We start from the raw sequence: 16907 nt of genomic DNA on the forward strand, positions 1-16907 counted from the left end.
GCATGTTTCCCGACGCAAGAAAGTGCTCATTATACAGAGTCAGATTGATTTAGACGTCTGGATGCCTTAACATCCATTTCATTGACAGGCATCGCCTGGACACGGCAGAAGAAAATGCCACGGCAAACGGCTAAACGATAATAAATAACTGATGATTAAACTTTCGAAGATTACCAAAGTGTTCCAGCAGGGAAATCGCAGCATACAGGCGCTGAACGATGTCAGCCTGCATGTCCCCGCCGGGCAAATTTATGGCGTCATCGGCGCTTCCGGCGCGGGTAAAAGTACACTAATCCGCTGCGTTAACCTGCTCGAACGTCCAACTCAGGGCAGCGTACAGGTGGGCGGCCAGGAGCTAACGGCGCTGTCCGAAAAAGAGCTGACTCGCGCTCGTCGCCAGATCGGCATGATCTTCCAGCACTTTAACCTGCTTGCCTCACGTACCGTATTCGGTAATGTGGCGTTGCCGCTGGAACTCGACAATACCCCGAAGGAAGAAATCAAACGCCGGGTTACCGAGCTGCTCGATCTCGTCGGCCTGGGGGATAAGCACGATAGCTATCCGGCAAACCTCTCCGGCGGTCAAAAACAGCGCGTCGCCATCGCCCGTGCGCTGGCGAGCAACCCAAAAGTCCTGCTCTGCGACGAAGCCACCAGCGCCCTGGATCCGGCTACCACGCGCTCGATTCTGGAGCTGCTGAAGGATATCAACCGTCGTCTGGGCCTGACGATTTTGCTGATTACCCACGAAATGGATGTCGTCAAACGCATCTGTGATTGCGTTGCCGTGATCAGCAACGGCCAATTGATTGAACAGGATACGGTGAGCGAGGTCTTTTCTCACCCCAAAACTCCGCTGGCGCAACAGTTTATTCAGTCAACGCTGCACCTGGATATCCCGGATGATTATCAGGCGCGTCTGAAGTCTGAGGCTCTTCCCGATAGCGTACCCATGCTGCGCATGGAGTTCACGGGTCACTCCGTTGATGCCCCGCTGCTTTCTGAAACTGCCCGTCGCTTTAATGTAAACAACAACATTATTAGCGCGCAGATGGATTACGCGGGCGGCGTGAAGTTCGGCATTATGCTGACCGAGATGCACGGCACGCAGGAAGATACCCAGGCCGCGATCGCCTGGCTACAGGAACACCATGTAAAAGTAGAGGTACTGGGATATGTCTGAACCAATGATTTGGCTGCTGGTTCGCGGCGTATGGGAAACGCTGGCCATGACGTTCGTCTCCGGCTTCTTCGGTTTTGTTCTTGGTCTGCCGGTCGGCGTCCTGCTTTATGTCACCCGTCCGGGGCAAATTGCCGCTAATGCGAAGCTCTACCGTACGCTTTCGGCGGTGGTGAATATTTTCCGCTCGATTCCTTTTATTATCCTGCTGGTCTGGATGATCCCCTTTACCCGCGTGATTGTAGGGACGTCGATCGGCCTGCAGGCGGCCATTGTTCCGCTAACGGTCGGCGCAGCGCCCTTTATCGCCCGTATGGTTGAAAACGCCCTGCTGGAGATCCCCACCGGCCTTATCGAAGCGTCCCGCGCCATGGGCGCAACGCCGATGCAGATCGTGCGTAAGGTCCTGCTGCCGGAAGCGCTGCCGGGTCTGGTGAACGCGGCAACCATTACCCTCATTACGCTGGTCGGCTATTCCGCGATGGGCGGCGCCGTGGGTGCAGGTGGTCTCGGACAGATTGGCTACCAGTACGGTTATATCGGCTACAATGCAACGGTAATGAATACCGTACTGGTGCTGCTGGTTATTCTGGTGTACTTAATTCAATTCTCTGGCGATCGTATCGTCCGGGCTGTGACTCACAAATAACATCACACACAATACAGAATCTTACAGGAAGGAAATAACATGGCCTTTAATTTCAAAACCTTTGCGGCAGTCGGCGCGTTAATCGGTTCTCTGGCTCTGGTGGGTTGCGGTCAGGACGAAAAAGATCCTAACCATATTAAAGTCGGCGTTATCGTCGGTGCGGAGCAGCAGGTTGCGGAAGTCGCGCAGAAAGTAGCAAAAGAAAAATACGGCCTTGATGTTGAACTGGTGACCTTCAACGACTACGTTCTGCCGAACGAAGCGCTGAGCAAAGGCGATATCGACGTTAACGCCTTCCAGCATAAGCCGTATCTTGACCAGCAAATCAAAGACCGCGGCTACAAGCTGGTTTCCGTAGGTAACTCTTTTGTTTACCCAATTGCCGGTTATTCGAAAAAAATCAAATCGCTGGACGAGCTGCAGCCGGGCTCTCAGGTCGCGATTCCTAACGATCCCACCAACCTTGGCCGCTCTCTGCTGCTGCTGCAGCAGGTTGGCTTGATCAAACTGAAAGAAGGCGTTGGTCTGCTGCCAACCTCGCTGGATATCGTTGAAAATACGAAAAACCTGAAAATTGTTGAGCTGGAAGCCCCGCAGCTGCCGCGCTCCCTGGATGATGCGCAGATCGCTCTGGCGGTTATCAATACCACCTATGCCAGCCAGATCGGCTTAACGCCGGCAAAAGACGGTATTTTCGTGGAAGGTAAAGAGTCTCCGTACGTGAACCTGATTGTCGCTCGCGAAGACAACAAAGATGCGGAAAATGTTAAGAAATTTGTTCAGGCTTACCAGAGTGACGAAGTTTACGAAGCGGCTAACAAAATCTTTAACGGCGGCGCGGTGAAAGGCTGGTAATCTTTTCTCAGCGTAATATCATTCAGGACGGGCTTTATGCCCGTCTTGTCATTTATGCAAGCACCTGATTCAATAGCGCCCTGTTTTATTATTTATTGAGGAAATACTATGCGTGCTTTACCGGTCTGTTTGTTAGCACTCATGTTAAGCGGTTGTTCTATGCTAAGCAGATCTCCCGTCGAGCCTGTACAAAGCACCGTAACCCCGCCAGCCAAATCGGAACCGGCAAAACCGAAAGCGACGCGTCCGGCCCCGGTAAGAATCTATACCAATGCAACAGAATTGGTGGGTAAACCTTTCCGCGAACTCGGCGAAGTCACCGGTGAATCCTGCCAGGCCTCGAATCAAGACTCTCCGCCCAATATCCCGACGGCTCGCAAGCGCATGCAGATTAACGCTGCAAAAATGAAAGCCAATGCCGTGCTGCTGCACCGCTGCGAAGTCACCAGCGGAACCCCAGGCTGCTACCGCCAGGCCGTCTGCCTTGGTTCAGCGCTTAACGTTACGGCGCAATGAGTGATTTTCAGTTTGCGCAGATAGGCGTTATTCGCTCGCCCTATAAAGAAAAATTTGCCGTCCCCCGCCAGCCTGGGCTGGTTAAAAACGGCGGCGGCGAATTACATCTTCTGCCTCCCTATAACCAGGCCGATGCCGTACGCGGCCTGGAAAACTTCAGCCATTTGTGGGTCCTGTTTGTGTTTCATCAGACCATGGAAGGCGGCTGGCGCCCAACCGTACGCCCTCCCCGCCTCGGCGGCAACGCGCGGATGGGCGTTTTCGCCACCCGCTCTACCTTCCGCCCTAATCCAATCGGTATGTCGCTGGTCGAGCTAAAAGGTATTTGCTGCCAAAAAGAGCGCGTCGTTCTTGAGTTAGGCAGCCTGGACCTGGTGGACGGTACGCCGGTAGTCGACATCAAACCTTACCTGCCCTTTGCCGAAGCGCTGCCGGAAGCCAGCGCGAGCTACGCTCAGCAGGCGCCGCAGGCGGAAGTGGCGGTAAGCTTCACGTCAGAAACCGAAGCCCAGCTTTTCGCTCTGGAAAAGCGCTATCCCCGGCTTAAGGCGTTTATACGCGAAGTTTTGGCACAAGATCCGCGGCCGGCATATCGTAAAGAAGAAGACCCGGGAAAGACCTATGCCGTCTGGCTGCTGGATTTTAACGTGCGCTGGCGGGTGATTTCGTCCGGTTTTGAAGTCTTTTCTCTCGAACCACGCTAATTTTATTTTCCTCTCTTTTGGCATCTTTGCCACACTGGTAAACTAAACCACTTTTTTGTGTCAGGCTGGCTTCCAGCCTGTATCGATCGTCCAAATGGAACCGTAACAACATGCGTACTAGCCAATACCTGCTCTCCACTCTGAAGGAGACACCTGCCGACGCCGAGGTTATCAGCCATCAGCTGATGCTGCGCGCCGGGATGATCCGCAAGCTGGCCTCCGGGTTATACACCTGGCTGCCGACCGGCGTGCGCGTCCTGAAAAAAGTCGAGAACATCGTGCGTGAAGAGATGAATAACGCCGGTGCCATCGAGGTGTTAATGCCGGTAGTTCAGCCCTCTGAACTGTGGCAAGAGAGTGGTCGTTGGGAACAGTACGGCCCGGAACTGCTGCGCATTGCTGACCGTGGCGAACGTCCGTTCGTGCTCGGCCCGACTCATGAAGAAGTGATCACCGACCTGATTCGTAACGAGCTGAGCTCTTACAAACAGCTGCCGCTGAACTTCTATCAGATCCAGACCAAGTTCCGTGATGAAGTGCGCCCGCGTTTCGGCGTGATGCGTTCCCGTGAATTCCTGATGAAAGATGCTTACTCTTTCCATACTTCTCAGGAATCTCTGCAGGAGACCTACGACGCAATGTACGCCGCGTACAGCAAAATCTTCAGCCGTATGGGCCTGGATTTCCGCGCGGTACAGGCTGACACCGGTTCTATCGGCGGTAGCGCATCCCACGAATTCCAGGTGCTGGCGCAAAGCGGTGAAGATGACGTGATCTTCTCTGATTCTTCAGACTACGCGGCCAACATCGAGTTCGCCGAAGCCGTTGCGCCGAAAGAGCCGCGCGCTGCCGCTACTCAGGAAATGACCCTGGTCGATACGCCGAACGCCAAAACCATCGCCGAGCTGGTTGAGCAGTTCAATCTGCCGATTGAGAAAACGGTGAAAACCCTGCTGGTGAAAGCGGTAGAAGACAGCAAGTCTCCGCTGATTGCCCTGCTGGTTCGCGGCGATCATGAGCTGAACGAAGTTAAAGCGGAAAAGCTGCCGCAGGTCGCCAGCCCGCTGACCTTCGCCACCGAAGAAGAGATCCGCGCGCTGGTGCAGGCGGGCCCCGGTTCTCTGGGCCCGGTTAACATGCCGATTCCGGTAGTTATTGACCGTACCGTTGCCGCAATGAGCGATTTTGCCGCAGGCGCGAACATCGACGGTAAACACTACTTCGGCATCAACTGGGATCGCGATGTCGCGACCCCAGAAGTGGCTGATATCCGTAACGTGGTGGCGGGCGACCCGAGCCCGGACGGCAAAGGGACGCTGCTGATTAAACGCGGTATCGAAGTGGGCCACATCTTCCAGCTGGGTACCAAGTACTCTGAAGCGATGAAAGCCTCTGTCCAGGGCGAAGATGGCCGTAACCAGATCCTGACCATGGGTTGCTACGGCATCGGGGTGACTCGCGTGGTGGCAGCAGCCATTGAGCAGAACTTTGACGATCGCGGGATCCTGTGGCCGGAAGCTATCGCCCCGTTCCAGGTTGCGATTCTGCCGATGAACATGCATAAATCCTACCGCGTACAGGAGCTGGCCGAGAAGCTGTATACTGAGCTAACCGCGTTGGGTATCGACGTGCTGATGGACGACCGTAAAGAGCGTCCGGGCGTGATGTTCGCCGATATGGAGCTTATCGGTATTCCGCACACTATCGTGCTGGGCGACCGCAACCTCGACAACGACGATATCGAATATAAATATCGTCGCAGCGGCGAGAAGCAGCTGATTAAAACCGGTGATATCGTGAACTACCTGGTTAACGCTATCAAAGGTTAACAATCATCTTTGAATGCAAAAAGGCCTCGCTTATGCGAGGCCTTTCTTTTTCCACGGGTAACCATTACTGATTACAGTCTTTGCCTGGAATAAATTTAATATTTTTATCCGCCATCAGCGTTTTTACCATCTCGCCGTTATCCGGATTCGCTTCCAGCGTAAAGTGCCCCTCGACCACCAGCAGCACCGGACGAGTATCCGTTCCGCGCGCCGCGGCATAAGCACGCTCGAGCTGCGCATTATTCGCGACTGCCACCCGCTTGCCGGTTGCGCAATCGGTAAAGGTCGCGGCATCCGCCATATAAAAGTACATGCCGCGCATCGCCATCGGCGTGATGGGCAGGCTGGCTTTGACGGATTCCAGCGTATAGTTCAGCGTTGACTCGATGGGATTACCGTCGCGATCGAGCATTTCCAGCTTGTCGCCTTTCGCCCGATAGTAAGATTTCTCGCCTTTGCTGTCGGTCAGCACCAGCTTATCGGCCGTGCGCGCCCAGGTACCGTATGAAGCAAAAGAGGAGGGCTCGCGCCTGACGCCCTGGTATCGCTCATTCATCACCCAGGTGCCGTCTTTCTCAAGAAAGAGCGAGGTTTCGATACCTTCGCAGTCTGCGCACGGCAGCACGCCGCGCCAGCTCTGCTGCATCGGCTTTAGCTCTTCCATCGGCGCCGGTTGTAACGTTTCCATCTCCGCACGATGGTTGCAGCCGAATAACGCAAAAAGCGAACAGGCCGCCACGACTGAAAACACGATTTTCTTCACTGTAAATTCCTTATCATCCATTCCACCGGTTCGCCATGCCCTTAATGGCGAACTTTTCCACGCAGCGCTTTAACTGAAGATTTTTGCGCCTTTGAGGCAAGCCGGCGCTCTTTCGACGCTCTGGTCGGTCGCGTCTCCCGACGACTTTTCTGTACTGCGGTTAATTCTTGTATTAAGGCAACCAGGCGCGCAATCGCCGCTTCACGATTCATCTCCTGGCTGCGATATTCTTGAGCCTTAATGATAACCACACCATCGGCAGAAATTAAGTGATGGCTGGAAGTCAGCAGGCGTTCCTTATAAAACTCAGGCAGGCTCGATGCTTTAATATCAAAGCGCAAATGAATAGCCGTCGATGCCTTATTGACGTGCTGACCGCCCGCCCCCTGCGCGCGTATTCCGGAAAGTGAAACCTCATCATCCGCAATCATCACGCTGCGGCTAATCGTAATCATGCGGATGTTTGCCAGGCCGTTAAATGAATTTCAAGATTATTCTTAGCGTCTGATAACCAGATACCGCCGTCCTGAATAGTCGCCTGTAGCGACATCGTCCGATCGGCAAAAGCACTGAGCTGCGCCAGTTGAGTATCATCTAAATACCATACGGTCAGCTTTGAAAACTGTGCCATTTTACTTTTATTTTGCTGCCACCAGATTTCTGCCGCCCGACTATTATAGGCAAACAGCGCGACCTCTTGCGCCCGCGAGCAGGCTTTTTTAATCCGCCGCTCGTCCGGCAGCCCCAGTTCGATCCACAGATCAACGCCCAAATGATCGTTTAGCAGCCAGAGTTCAGCTTCATCATCGGAAGACAAACCGCGGGTAAACTGCAGACGCTCGTCGGCGTATTTAATCCACGCCAGCAAGCGCAGCATCATACGCTCCTGGGTTTCTGACGGATGCTGGGCAAGGGTCAAACTGACATCCAGAAACTGGTTGCGGTCCAGGTCGGCCACGTTCACCGTCGCTTTATAAATCGTCGCTTTCAGCGCCATGAGGAAACTCCTGATAAAAATGGCGTACATTGTAGCGAAACTGGCGGCAAAAGGCTGTCAGCAATCGCAGGATCCCCTTTCATCCTGCTGATATTGCTTAAATGACTATGGTATAGTCACCTTGCTAAACAGAGTTTATCTTCGTAGGCTTAAACTTACATCCCACGGTTAAGTCAGAACGCTGACAGGAGGGCATGTGGACAAATATTGTGAGTTAATACGCAAGCGGTATGCGGAAATAGCCAGCGGGGACCTTGGGTATATCCCGGATGCGCTAGGTTGCGTGTTGAAAGTATTGAATGAGGTTGCGGCGGATCAGGCCCTTGCTGAGTCAGTCAGGGAAAAGGCCGCATATGCGGCGGCAAACTTACTGGTGAGCGATTATGTCAATGAATGATACTTATCAACCCATCAATTGCGATGATTATGACAACCTCGAACTTGCCTGTCAGAACCATCTGGTCCTGGCGCTGGAGCTCAAAGATGGCGAACAGCTGCAAGCGAAGGCCAACGATCTTATCTCGCGCAAAAATATCGAGTATCTGGTCGTGGAGCTCGCCGGCGACGTTCGCGAGGTGCGCCTGGATAAAATCGCCAGCTTCAGCCATCCGCAAATCGGTACGGTAGTGGTCAGCGAGTCCTGAAGCAAAACGGGTGGCTCAGCCGCCCGTTTTCATCCATATCAACTGCACGCCTTCACCTTCCTGAACTTTCCCATCGACGGTAATAAACAGACCATCGGCTGCGGCGATTAGCGTTTCGCCGTAAAACAGCAGCGGCGTGGTATCGCGCCGCCAGGGAGCAACGTTCAGCTCCTGCCAGATTTTCTTCAGCTTACGGCCACCGTGGCGACCGACGATATGCAGATGACCGCTGGCGCGAAAGCGAATGGTTACCGCTTCGTCCTGGCGCGGGCCGCGTAACGGGCCGCCGGGCAGGAACCTCAGTTCACCCAGCCCGCCGGGTAACGGCAGCGGCTTAGCAATATCGGGCCACGCCAGTACCGTTTCACTCTGGCCGGGGAGATATTTCACCCAGTACAGCCGCTGCTGGAAGCGACGGACGGTAAATTGCCCAAGCCGCAGGCAGGGAAAAGCATCCTCGCGCGCCATCGCCACTTCACGCCAGATACGCTCCGGCACCTCGCGCGAAGGCATTGGCGCATTGAATCCAGCCAGCCAGCGGCGCAGCAGCGCGGCCCGACGCGGAGCGCTCATGGCCGTCAACGGTTCGATAGCCAACGCGCCATCCTCAGCCACCAGCGTTGCCAGCTCCGCCGCCAGCATTTCATCCAACAGTCGTTCCTGTTCGCCGCACAGGCTGGCGCTGCGCGCCACGGCCTCGGCAAAGTGCGGCCAGCGGGCGTTAAGCAGCGGAACAATCCGCAGGCGGAGAAAATTGCGATCGTAGGCGTCGTCCTGGTTACTTTCATCTTCAATCCAGCTGAGCTGATGGGCTATCGCCCACCGGTGCAGAGAGTCGCGACTTTCGTTAAGCAGCGGACGCAGCAGTTTCGTTCCGGCAAAATCGGACTCGCAGGCCATTGCCGAGAGCCCGGTGGGACCGCTCCCCCGCTTAAGCGCCAGCAGGAAGGTTTCACACTGATCGTCAAGATGCTGCGCGGTCACCAGCGCTTCGCCAGGCAGCAGCGCTGAACGGAAAGCCTGATAGCGCGCTTGACGCGCATGGGCCTCAATCCCCAGCCCCTCATCGGCGAGGACCACCCGTTCAACCAAAAGCGGCACCTGCCACTGCTGACATATTAGCCGGCAGTGCGCCACCCAATCGTCAGCGTTCACGCTGAGCCCGTGGTGAATATGCATCGCCCGCAGCTGAACGGTGGGATCCTGTTCGCGCCAGCGAACCAGGCGATATAAGAGCACGCTCGAATCCAGGCCGCCGCTAAAGGCCACTAAAAACTGGCGATGCGGTCGGAGCGTTTGCGCAATATCTGGGATCATCATCATGAGAGTACTAACTGAGGAAAGCGTGTCCGGCACGTTACCCGGCAGAACACGCTCTGACAAGAATTACTGCTGATAAATCTCCAGCGGTAGACCGTCCGGATCGTTAAAAAACGTGAATCGCTTACCGGTGAAGGGGTCGATACGAACGCCTTCACAGGCTACGCCATGCGCCTCAAGATGGGCAACGGCGGCATCAACATCGTCGACGCTAAACGCCAGATGGCGTAACCCGCAGGCTTCAGGGCGGCTCGGGCGCGCAGGAGGAAACGGGAAAGAAAACAGTTCAATAACATATTCGCCATTCAGCGCCAGATCGCCCTTCCATGAATCACGCTCTGCACGGTAAAACTCGCCCTGCAGGGTGAACCCCAGAATGTCGCAGTAGAACGCTTTACTCTTTGCATAATCCGTTGCAATGATGGCGATATGGTGAACCCGTTTTAAACCTAGCATGCTCAAACTCCTCCCGTTGAAGCCAACAACGTTACTCGTTCAGTTCGTTATTGCGCAAGCGCTTAGTCATTTTTTAAGACTCGAACCCAGTACACGCCATCTTCATCGCGTTTCGCGCCGTGGATATCGGTTTCGAAGCCTGGATAGTGGCGGCCGATGGAGCACAACATTAATAGAAAATTGAGCACCGCCCGGCTCTCCTCGACGATCATCTCACCGGGCATCAGCAGCGGCACGCCCGGCGGATACGGTAAGATCATATTCGCTGAAATACGCCCGACCAGATTCTCCAGTTCGATGGTTTCCACTTCGCCTTTAATCTGCCGCTGCCAGGCCTGATGCGGCGTCATTTTCATCTCCGGCAGAACGTCAAAGGCGCTCAGCATCAGCTGCGAGAGCTGGTGCTGGCGAATCAGGCGATGGATACCCTGCGCCAGATCCTGAATGCGCATGTTGCGGTAAAAATCAGGATCTTCAGCGTACAGATCCGGCAGCATGTTTTTCACCCGTAAATTGAGATCGTAAGAGCGTTTGAATTCGGTTAACCCGCGCAGCAGCCCCATCGCTCGGGTTTTATCAATGCCGATACTGAAAAGGAACAGCAGATTGTAGGGCCCGGTTTTCTCAACCACCACGCCGCGCTCATCCAGAAACTTCGCCACCAGCGCGGCCGGAATGCCTTCGCTATCCATGTTGCCCTGTTCGTCCATACCGGGCGTCAGAATGGTTACTTTCACCGGATCGAGGAACATATGGTCGTCATCGGCATCCTGAAAGCCATGCCATTGTTCACCGGGGGACACCGGCCAGCACTGTGCTTCCCCCACCTCTTCCGGCTGCCAGATATCAAAGAACCAGCCGTCAGACTCTTCGCGTAACCGCTGCACTTCTTTCCGAAAATCCAGCGCCCGTTCAATCGAACGCTGAATCAGCCGCCTACCGGAATTGCCGCGCAGCATCGCGGCAGCCGTTTCAATGGAGGCAACGATCGGGTAGCTCGGAGAAGTCGAGGTATGCATCATAAAGGCTTCATTGAAGGTGTCTTCATCGTAGCTGCCTTTAATATGAATCAGCGAAGCCTGCGATAGCGCGGCCAGCATTTTATGCGTCGACTGCGTTTCAAAGATCACTTTCCCCGGAATGCGATCGCCGCTCATCCCGCTTTTGCCCTGATAGATCGGATGAAAATGGGTGTAGGGCACCCAGGCGGAATCAAAGTGGATTGACGGTACGTCGAGGGTCTCTTTGATCCAGGTGGTGTTATACAGCAGCCCGTCATAGGTGGAGTTGGTGATCACCGCATGCACGGGCCACCCGGCGCCGCCTGTCGTATTCACCTTTTGCTGAATACTATCGCGGGTAAATTCGCGCTTAGGTATGCCGCCAAGGATCCCCAGCGCATTGCGCGTCGGTTTGAGCCACAGCGGCACCACATCGCTCATCATCAGTAAATGAGCCAACGATTTATGGCAGTTGCGATCGATAAGCAGGGTGCTGCCCGCCGGGGCGGAATACATCCCGACAATTTTATTCGACGTCGAGGTCCCGTTGGTCACCATATAGCTCTGTTCGGCGCCGAAGGCTCGGGCAATATACTCTTCAGCTTCCAGGTGCGGGCCACTATGATCGAGCAGCGACCCCAGTTCCGTCACGGATATGGAGACGTCGGCCTTTAAGGTATTCCCGCCAAAGAAATCGTAAAACAGACAGCCTACCGGGCTTTTTTGGTAAGCCGAGCCGCCCATATGCCCGGGGGTACAGAAGGTATATTTTCCTTCCTGCACATAGTTGAACAAGGCTTTGGTAAACGGCGGGGTAATGTTGTCGAGGTATTCGCGGGTGTATTGACCGATGCGGGTAGCGATCTCTTCCGCCAGCCCCAGCGCGTATTCAAAGAACCATAGCGTCATGCGCAGGTCCTGACTGCTGACGTCCATCGTCGAATGGGCGTTGATAAATGCGTAGAGCGGCAGGTATTCATTTAAGCGATTAATATCGCTGCACAGGTCAACGCTGTATTCATCCCAGTCGAAAATAACCCCACAGATCCGCGGATTATGCTCGATAAATTGCAAAAGATCGGCGCTATTTTGCGGCCAGATGGTCTGGAAGCCTTGCCGTTGCAGGGCGGCTTCCAGTTCTTTGATCGGTTCGTCTTTATAATAGACGCCGTGGGGACCCATGATCGCAATGATATTCACGCTTTCCTCCTGGAATTTACCTAAGGAAAGCATAATAGCACCCCGCCAGCGCTAAGCACTGGCGGATTTATCTCTATTACCGCGCTTTCCAGGCATCGCCCCAGGCTTAACGTGAACCCCTCAGACACGGCGCTTAACATGACAGTTTTATGCTATGCATATTTATCCTTGTTAACTGCCTGCCGGGTCGCAATATCTGGCCGTTGCTGCAGTTTCAGGGGAGACCGGCATCATCCGCTAATCACATTAGCTCTTGTCCCTCTCATCTCAGTCAACAATACATAAAAAAAGGGCCGGAAAATCCGGCCCTTAGAGATAAAAAATGAGATCGATAATCAGGCGTAGCCGTAGCTCATCAAACGCTGATAGCGTCGGTTCAGCAGCTCTTCCTCACTCAGAACGTCGAGATCAGCCAGATCGGCCAGCAGCTGCGCTTTCAGAGAGGCGGCCATCACTTCCGGATTACGATGCGCGCCGCCCAGCGGCTCAGGAATGATGGAATCAATCAGCTTCAGCTCTTTCAGGCGCGGGGCAACAATGCCCATCGCTTCGGCGGCCAGCGGCGCTTTATCGGCGCTTTTCCACAGAATGGACGCGCAGCCTTCCGGGGAGATAACGGAATAGGTGCTGTACTGCAGCATATTCACTTTATCGCCCACGCCGATTGCCAGCGCGCCGCCGGAGCCGCCTTCACCGATAACGGTGCAGATAACCGGTACGCTCAGGCGCGACATTTCACGCAGGTTGCGCGCAATCGCTTCAGACTGGCCGCGCTCTTCCGCGCCAACGCCAGGATAAGCGCCAGGGGTGTCGATGAAGGTGATGATCGGCATTTTAAAGCGCTCGGCCATCTCCATCAGGCGCAGCGCCTTACGATAGCCTTCCGGCGCCGGCATACCGAAGTTGCGGCGAATTTTCTCTTTGGTTTCGCGCCCTTTCTGGTGGCCGATAATCATCACCGGACGCCCGTCCAGACGCGCAATGCCGCCAACGATAGCTTTATCGTCAGCGTAGGCGCGGTCACCGGCCAGTTCGTCGAATTCGTCGAAAGCCAGGCGGACATAATCCAGGGTGTATGGGCGACGTGGATGGCGAGCCAGTTGCGCAACCTGCCATGCACCAAGATCGGCGAAGATCTTGCGCGTCAGCTCTACGCTTTTTTCACGCAGGCGATGCACTTCTTCATCGATGTTAATATCCAGTTTCTCATCCTGGCGGCTTACCGCTGTCAGAGAATCGATTTTCGCTTCCAGCTCTGCAATCGGCTGTTCAAAATCAAGGAAATTCAGACTCATAGTATTCCTGTATTAGTCAAACTCCAGTTCCACCTGCTCCGAGCCGATCAGGCCACGCAGATCGTTAAGTAAACGATCGCTCGGAGAGACGCGCCATGTTGCGCCAAAACGCAACCGCGCGCGTGCATCCGCCCTCTGATAATAGAGGTGTACTGGAATAGTTCCCGAACGGTGGGGTTCCAGAGACTGACGGAGTCGGTTTAAAAGCTGGTCATCAATTTGCCTGTCCGTCAGCGAGATAGCAAGCCCGCGAGCATATTTTTCCCGGGCTTCGTCAATGTCCATGACTTCACGAGCGGTCATTTTAAGCCCCCCGCTGAAGTCATCAAAGCTGACCTGTCCGCTGACGATAAGTATGCGGTCTTTTTCCAGCAATTGCTGGTATTTATCCAGGGCGTCGGTGAACAACATCACCTCCAGACGCCCGGAACGGTCATCCAGCGTACAGATGCCGATACGATTGCCGCGCTTGGTGACCATGACCCGCGCGGCAATAACGAGCCCGGCCGCCGTGGTCACTTTACCACGATCGGTCGGATGCATGTCTTTGAGTCGTACGCCGCCAACGTAGCGCTCGATCTCTTTCAAATACTGGTTAATCGGGTGCCCGGTCAGATACAGCCCCAGGGTCTCCCTTTCGCCATCCAGCACCACCTGTTCCGGCCACGGTTGACAGTTGGCGTAGGACTGCTCGATTTGCTCCGGCTCTTCCGCCAGCACGCCGAACATATCCGCCTGGCCGATGGCTTCGGCTTTGGCGTGCTGATCGGCGGCCTTCAGCGCATCGCCCAGTGAATTCATTAACGCCGCGCGATGTGGCCCGAGGCGGTCGAACGCCCCGGACATAATCAGTTTTTCCAGCACCCGGCGGTTGAGCTTTTTAATATCCGTTCGCGCGCAGAGATCAAACAGTTCGCGGAAATAGCCGCCCTGATTACGGGCTTCAATGATCGCTTCTATCGGGCCTTCGCCGACGCCTTTGATCGCGCCGATACCATAAACGATTTCGCCATCGTCGTTAACGTGGAAATGATACAGGCCGGAGTTAATATCCGGCGGCAGGATTTTCAGCCCCATCCGCCAGCACTCATCCACCAGACCGACGACTTTCTCGGTGTTATCCATATCCGCGGTCATCACCGCTGCCATAAATTCGGCCGGATAGTGCGCCTTTAGCCACAGCGTCTGATAGGACACTAAAGCATAAGCGGCGGAGTGCGATTTGTTAAAGCCATAACCGGCGAATTTCTCCACCAGGTCAAAGATTTTGATCGCCAGCTCACCGTCTACACCGCGCTTCCTCGCCCCTTCTTCAAAGGTGCCGCGCTGCTTAGCCATCTCCTCCGGCTTTTTCTTACCCATCGCACGACGCAGCATATCCGCGCCGCCGAGGGTATAGCCGGAAAGCTCCTGGGCAATCTGCATGACCTGTTCCTGGTACAGGATGATGCCATAAGTTGGCTCCAGTACCGGTTTCAGGCATTCGTGCTGCCACTGCACGTCCGGATACGATATCTCTTCGCGACCGTGCTTACGGTCGATAAAGTTATCCACCATCCCCGACTGCAGCGGCCCCGGACGGAACAGCGCCACCAGCGCGATCATATCTTCGAAGCAGTCGGGCTGCAGACGCTTGATCAGATCCTTCATACCGCGCGATTCAAGCTGGAAAACGGCGGTGGTTTCCGAACGCTGCAGCATATCGAAGCTTTTTTTATCGTCGAGCGGGATCGCGGCGATATCCAGCGGCCCCTCGCCGTTCTTCTCGCGGCGGGCGTTGATCATCTCCAGCGCCCAGTTAATGATGGTGAGCGTACGCAGGCCGAGGAAGTCGAACTTCACCAGCCCGGCATATTCAACGTCGTTTTTATCAAACTGGGTAACCGGATGCTGGCCCGCTTCGTCGCAGTAAAGCGGGGCAAAATCGGTAATTTTAGTTGGCGCGATCACCACCCCACCCGCATGTTTACCGGCGTTACGGGTGACCCCTTCGAGCTTACGCGCCATGTCGATCAGCGCTTTAACCTCTTCGTCCGCCTCATAAATTTCCGGCAGCTGCGGCTCGGCTTCAAACGCTTTCGCCAGCGTCATACCCGGGTCAGGCGGCACCAGCTTGGAAATGCGGTCCACAAAGCCGTACGGATGGCCCAGCACACGGCCAACGTCGCGGATAACCGCTTTCGCCGCCATGGTACCGAAGGTAATAATCTGCGATACCGCATCGCGACCGTACATGTCCGCGACGTGTTCAATCACCTGGTCACGCTTCTCCATACAGAAGTCAACGTCGAAGTCGGGCATGGAGACACGTTCCGGGTTAAGGAAACGTTCGAACAGCAGGTCGAACTCCAGCGGATCGAGGTCGGTAATTTTCAGCGCATAGGCGACCAGCGATCCGGCGCCGGAGCCACGTCCCGGCCCTACCGGCACGCCGTTATCCTTCGACCACTGGATAAATTCCATAACGATCAGGAAGTAGCCAGGGAACCCCATCTGGTTAATTACCTGCAGCTCAATGTCCAGGCGTTCATCATATTCAGGGCGGCGTTTCGTCCGCTCATCCGGATCGGGGAACAGGAATTCCAGGCGCTCTTCCAGACCCTCTTTGGATTTCTTGACCAGATAATCTTCGGTGGTCATATCCCCGGTCGGGAACTGCGGCAGGAAGTACTCACCAAGGCGCACGGTCACGTTACAGCGTTTGGCGATCTCCACGGTGTTTTGCAGCGCTTCGGGAATATCGGAAAAGAGCTCGCACATCTCCTCTTCGCTGCGCATATACTGCTGCGGCGAGTAGTTGCGCGGGCGCTTAGGATCGTCGAGGGTAAAACCGTCATGGATAGCCACGCGGATTTCATGGGCGTCGAAGTCACCCGGCTCAAGGAAGCGAACATCGTTGGTCGCCACCACCGGTAAGCCCCGGGTTTCCGCCAGCCCCACCGCCGCATGCAGATAGGGCTCTTCATCCTGACGGCCGGTGCGAATCAGCTCAAGAAAATAGCAGTCAGGGAAATGTTGTTCATAAAAATCAACGCACTGATCCACCAGCGCCATGTTGCCGCGCAGCAGGCTACGACCCACGTCGCCCATACGCCCGCCGGAGAGCAAAATCAGCCCTTCTTTTAATTCGATCAGCCAGTCGCGATCGATAATCGGGCCCGCCGCGCCGTAGCCGCGCTGATAAGCTTTGGAGATCAGCAGCGTCAGATTCTGATAGCCAGCGTTGTTAGCGGCCAGTACCGTCAGCTGGCTCAGTTCATCGCCAAGCAGATCGCTCTGGACGTGGAAATCGGCCCCTACGATGGGTTTAATTCCGGCGCCGTGTCCCGCTCCGTAGAACTTCACCAGTCCGCAAAGGTTGGTAAAATCGGTGATCGCCAGCGCAGGCATGCCGAGCGCGGCCGCCTTTTTTACCAACGGTCCGGTTTTCGCCAGACCATCGATCATGGAATAGTCGCTGTGCACCCGCAGGTGTACGAAACGTGGTTCAGCCATCTT

16 protein-coding genes are annotated in these 16907 nt (G+C 55.2%); 8 read left to right on the forward strand and 8 right to left on the reverse strand.

The window, feature by feature from the left end:
• The first annotated feature begins 151 nt into the window (after nt 1-151).
• From metN to proS, 6 genes are all read left to right on the forward strand, one after another.
• Nucleotides 152-1183, forward strand: a complete 1032-nt coding sequence (gene metN, locus ACE3MN_RS21705) for a methionine ABC transporter ATP-binding protein MetN (protein WP_004129149.1) — start codon at nt 152-154, stop codon at nt 1181-1183.
• Nucleotides 1176-1829 (forward strand): methionine ABC transporter permease MetI, encoded by a 654-nt coding sequence (locus tag ACE3MN_RS21710; protein ID WP_004129148.1) that lies wholly within the window; start codon nt 1176-1178, stop codon nt 1827-1829. Before metN ends, ACE3MN_RS21710 begins: the two co-directional genes overlap by 8 nt.
• 39 nt (nt 1830-1868) lie before the next feature.
• On the forward strand, nt 1869-2684 hold the full coding sequence (metQ, locus tag ACE3MN_RS21715; RefSeq protein WP_004137967.1) for a methionine ABC transporter substrate-binding lipoprotein MetQ: 816 nt from the start codon (nt 1869-1871) through the stop codon (nt 2682-2684).
• A gap of 108 nt (nt 2685-2792) precedes the next feature.
• Entirely contained in the window at nt 2793-3200 is a 408-nt protein-coding gene (rcsF, locus tag ACE3MN_RS21720) for an Rcs stress response system protein RcsF (protein ID WP_004137968.1), read from the forward strand.
• Nucleotides 3197-3904, forward strand: coding sequence for a tRNA (N6-threonylcarbamoyladenosine(37)-N6)-methyltransferase TrmO (gene tsaA, locus ACE3MN_RS21725; RefSeq protein WP_024360364.1), 708 nt, complete (start codon nt 3197-3199; stop codon nt 3902-3904). The genes rcsF and tsaA overlap by 4 nt, the downstream gene beginning before the upstream one ends.
• Before the next feature lie 110 nt (nt 3905-4014).
• Nucleotides 4015-5733: a proline--tRNA ligase gene (proS, locus tag ACE3MN_RS21730; protein WP_102650234.1), complete on the forward strand. Its 1719-nt coding sequence runs from the start codon at nt 4015-4017 to the stop codon at nt 5731-5733.
• Between the two features lie 64 nt (nt 5734-5797).
• Here the strand turns inward: proS and nlpE are convergent, their stop codons facing one another.
• The 3 genes from nlpE to ACE3MN_RS21745 are packed head-to-tail and all read right to left on the reverse strand — an operon-like array spanning nt 5798 to nt 7493.
• Nucleotides 5798-6496 (reverse strand): envelope stress response activation lipoprotein NlpE, encoded by a 699-nt coding sequence (nlpE, locus tag ACE3MN_RS21735; RefSeq protein ID WP_098067564.1) that lies wholly within the window; start codon nt 6494-6496, stop codon nt 5798-5800.
• 41 nt (nt 6497-6537) lie between these two features.
• The gene (arfB, locus tag ACE3MN_RS21740) at nt 6538-6951 is read right to left on the reverse strand and encodes an alternative ribosome rescue aminoacyl-tRNA hydrolase ArfB (RefSeq protein ID WP_004137972.1); all 414 of its coding nucleotides are present in this window, start codon (nt 6949-6951) and stop codon (nt 6538-6540) included.
• Complete coding sequence (locus ACE3MN_RS21745) at nt 6948-7493, reverse strand: YaeQ family protein (protein WP_004137974.1); 546 nt, start codon at nt 7491-7493, stop codon at nt 6948-6950. The genes arfB and ACE3MN_RS21745 overlap by 4 nt, the downstream gene beginning before the upstream one ends.
• Nucleotides 7494-7689: 196 nt before the next feature.
• Between ACE3MN_RS21745 and ACE3MN_RS21750 the strand changes: the two genes are divergently transcribed.
• Entirely contained in the window at nt 7690-7890 is a 201-nt protein-coding gene (locus tag ACE3MN_RS21750; protein ID WP_004098778.1) for a YaeP family protein, read from the forward strand.
• The gene (rof, locus tag ACE3MN_RS21755; protein ID WP_004137976.1) at nt 7877-8137 is read left to right on the forward strand and encodes a Rho-binding antiterminator; all 261 of its coding nucleotides are present in this window, start codon (nt 7877-7879) and stop codon (nt 8135-8137) included. Before ACE3MN_RS21750 ends, rof begins: the two co-directional genes overlap by 14 nt.
• Nucleotides 8138-8152: 15 nt before the next feature.
• Here the strand turns inward: rof and tilS are convergent, their stop codons facing one another.
• The 5 genes from tilS to dnaE all read right to left on the reverse strand — a co-directional run bounded on the left by tilS (nt 8153) and on the right by dnaE (nt 16904).
• Nucleotides 8153-9454: a tRNA lysidine(34) synthetase TilS gene (gene tilS, locus ACE3MN_RS21760; RefSeq protein WP_024360361.1), complete on the reverse strand. Its 1302-nt coding sequence runs from the start codon at nt 9452-9454 to the stop codon at nt 8153-8155.
• Between the two features lie 69 nt (nt 9455-9523).
• Nucleotides 9524-9913 carry a VOC family protein gene (locus ACE3MN_RS21765; protein WP_004137980.1) on the reverse strand — a complete coding sequence of 130 codons (390 nt, stop codon included), beginning with the start codon at nt 9911-9913 and terminating at the stop codon, nt 9524-9526.
• A 62-nt stretch (nt 9914-9975) separates the two neighbouring features.
• A complete protein-coding gene (locus ACE3MN_RS21770) occupies nt 9976-12114 on the reverse strand; it encodes a lysine decarboxylase LdcC (RefSeq protein WP_004137982.1) in 2139 nt (712 codons plus the stop codon).
• A gap of 335 nt (nt 12115-12449) precedes the next feature.
• The gene (gene accA, locus ACE3MN_RS21775; RefSeq protein ID WP_004137983.1) at nt 12450-13409 is read right to left on the reverse strand and encodes an acetyl-CoA carboxylase carboxyl transferase subunit alpha; all 960 of its coding nucleotides are present in this window, start codon (nt 13407-13409) and stop codon (nt 12450-12452) included.
• A gap of 12 nt (nt 13410-13421) precedes the next feature.
• A complete protein-coding gene (dnaE, locus tag ACE3MN_RS21780; RefSeq protein ID WP_004137985.1) occupies nt 13422-16904 on the reverse strand; it encodes a DNA polymerase III subunit alpha in 3483 nt (1160 codons plus the stop codon).
• Nucleotides 16905-16907 lie beyond the last annotated feature (3 nt).

Source organism: Klebsiella grimontii (assembly GCF_042137965.1).
Taxonomy (GTDB): domain Bacteria; phylum Pseudomonadota; class Gammaproteobacteria; order Enterobacterales; family Enterobacteriaceae; genus Klebsiella; species Klebsiella grimontii.

What these genes read in the sequence shown, in the direction of transcription:
- metN (WP_004129149.1), top strand. Translation starts at nt 152, where the DNA reads ATGATTAAACTTTCGAAGATTACCAAAGTGTTCCAGCAGGGAAATCGC.
- ACE3MN_RS21710 (WP_004129148.1), top strand. Translation starts at nt 1,176, where the DNA reads ATGTCTGAACCAATGATTTGGCTGCTGGTTCGCGGCGTATGGGAAACG.
- metQ (WP_004137967.1), top strand. Translation starts at nt 1,869, where the DNA reads ATGGCCTTTAATTTCAAAACCTTTGCGGCAGTCGGCGCGTTAATCGGT.
- rcsF (WP_004137968.1), top strand. Translation starts at nt 2,793, where the DNA reads ATGCGTGCTTTACCGGTCTGTTTGTTAGCACTCATGTTAAGCGGTTGT.
- tsaA (WP_024360364.1), top strand. Translation starts at nt 3,197, where the DNA reads ATGAGTGATTTTCAGTTTGCGCAGATAGGCGTTATTCGCTCGCCCTAT.
- proS (WP_102650234.1), top strand. Translation starts at nt 4,015, where the DNA reads ATGCGTACTAGCCAATACCTGCTCTCCACTCTGAAGGAGACACCTGCC.
- arfB (WP_004137972.1), bottom strand. Translation starts at nt 6,951, where the DNA reads ATGATTACGATTAGCCGCAGCGTGATGATTGCGGATGATGAGGTTTCA.
- ACE3MN_RS21745 (WP_004137974.1), bottom strand. Translation starts at nt 7,493, where the DNA reads ATGGCGCTGAAAGCGACGATTTATAAAGCGACGGTGAACGTGGCCGAC.
- rof (WP_004137976.1), top strand. Translation starts at nt 7,877, where the DNA reads ATGTCAATGAATGATACTTATCAACCCATCAATTGCGATGATTATGAC.
- tilS (WP_024360361.1), bottom strand. Translation starts at nt 9,454, where the DNA reads ATGATCCCAGATATTGCGCAAACGCTCCGACCGCATCGCCAGTTTTTA.
- ACE3MN_RS21765 (WP_004137980.1), bottom strand. Translation starts at nt 9,913, where the DNA reads ATGCTAGGTTTAAAACGGGTTCACCATATCGCCATCATTGCAACGGAT.
- accA (WP_004137983.1), bottom strand. Translation starts at nt 13,409, where the DNA reads ATGAGTCTGAATTTCCTTGATTTTGAACAGCCGATTGCAGAGCTGGAA.
- dnaE (WP_004137985.1), bottom strand. Translation starts at nt 16,904, where the DNA reads ATGGCTGAACCACGTTTCGTACACCTGCGGGTGCACAGCGACTATTCC.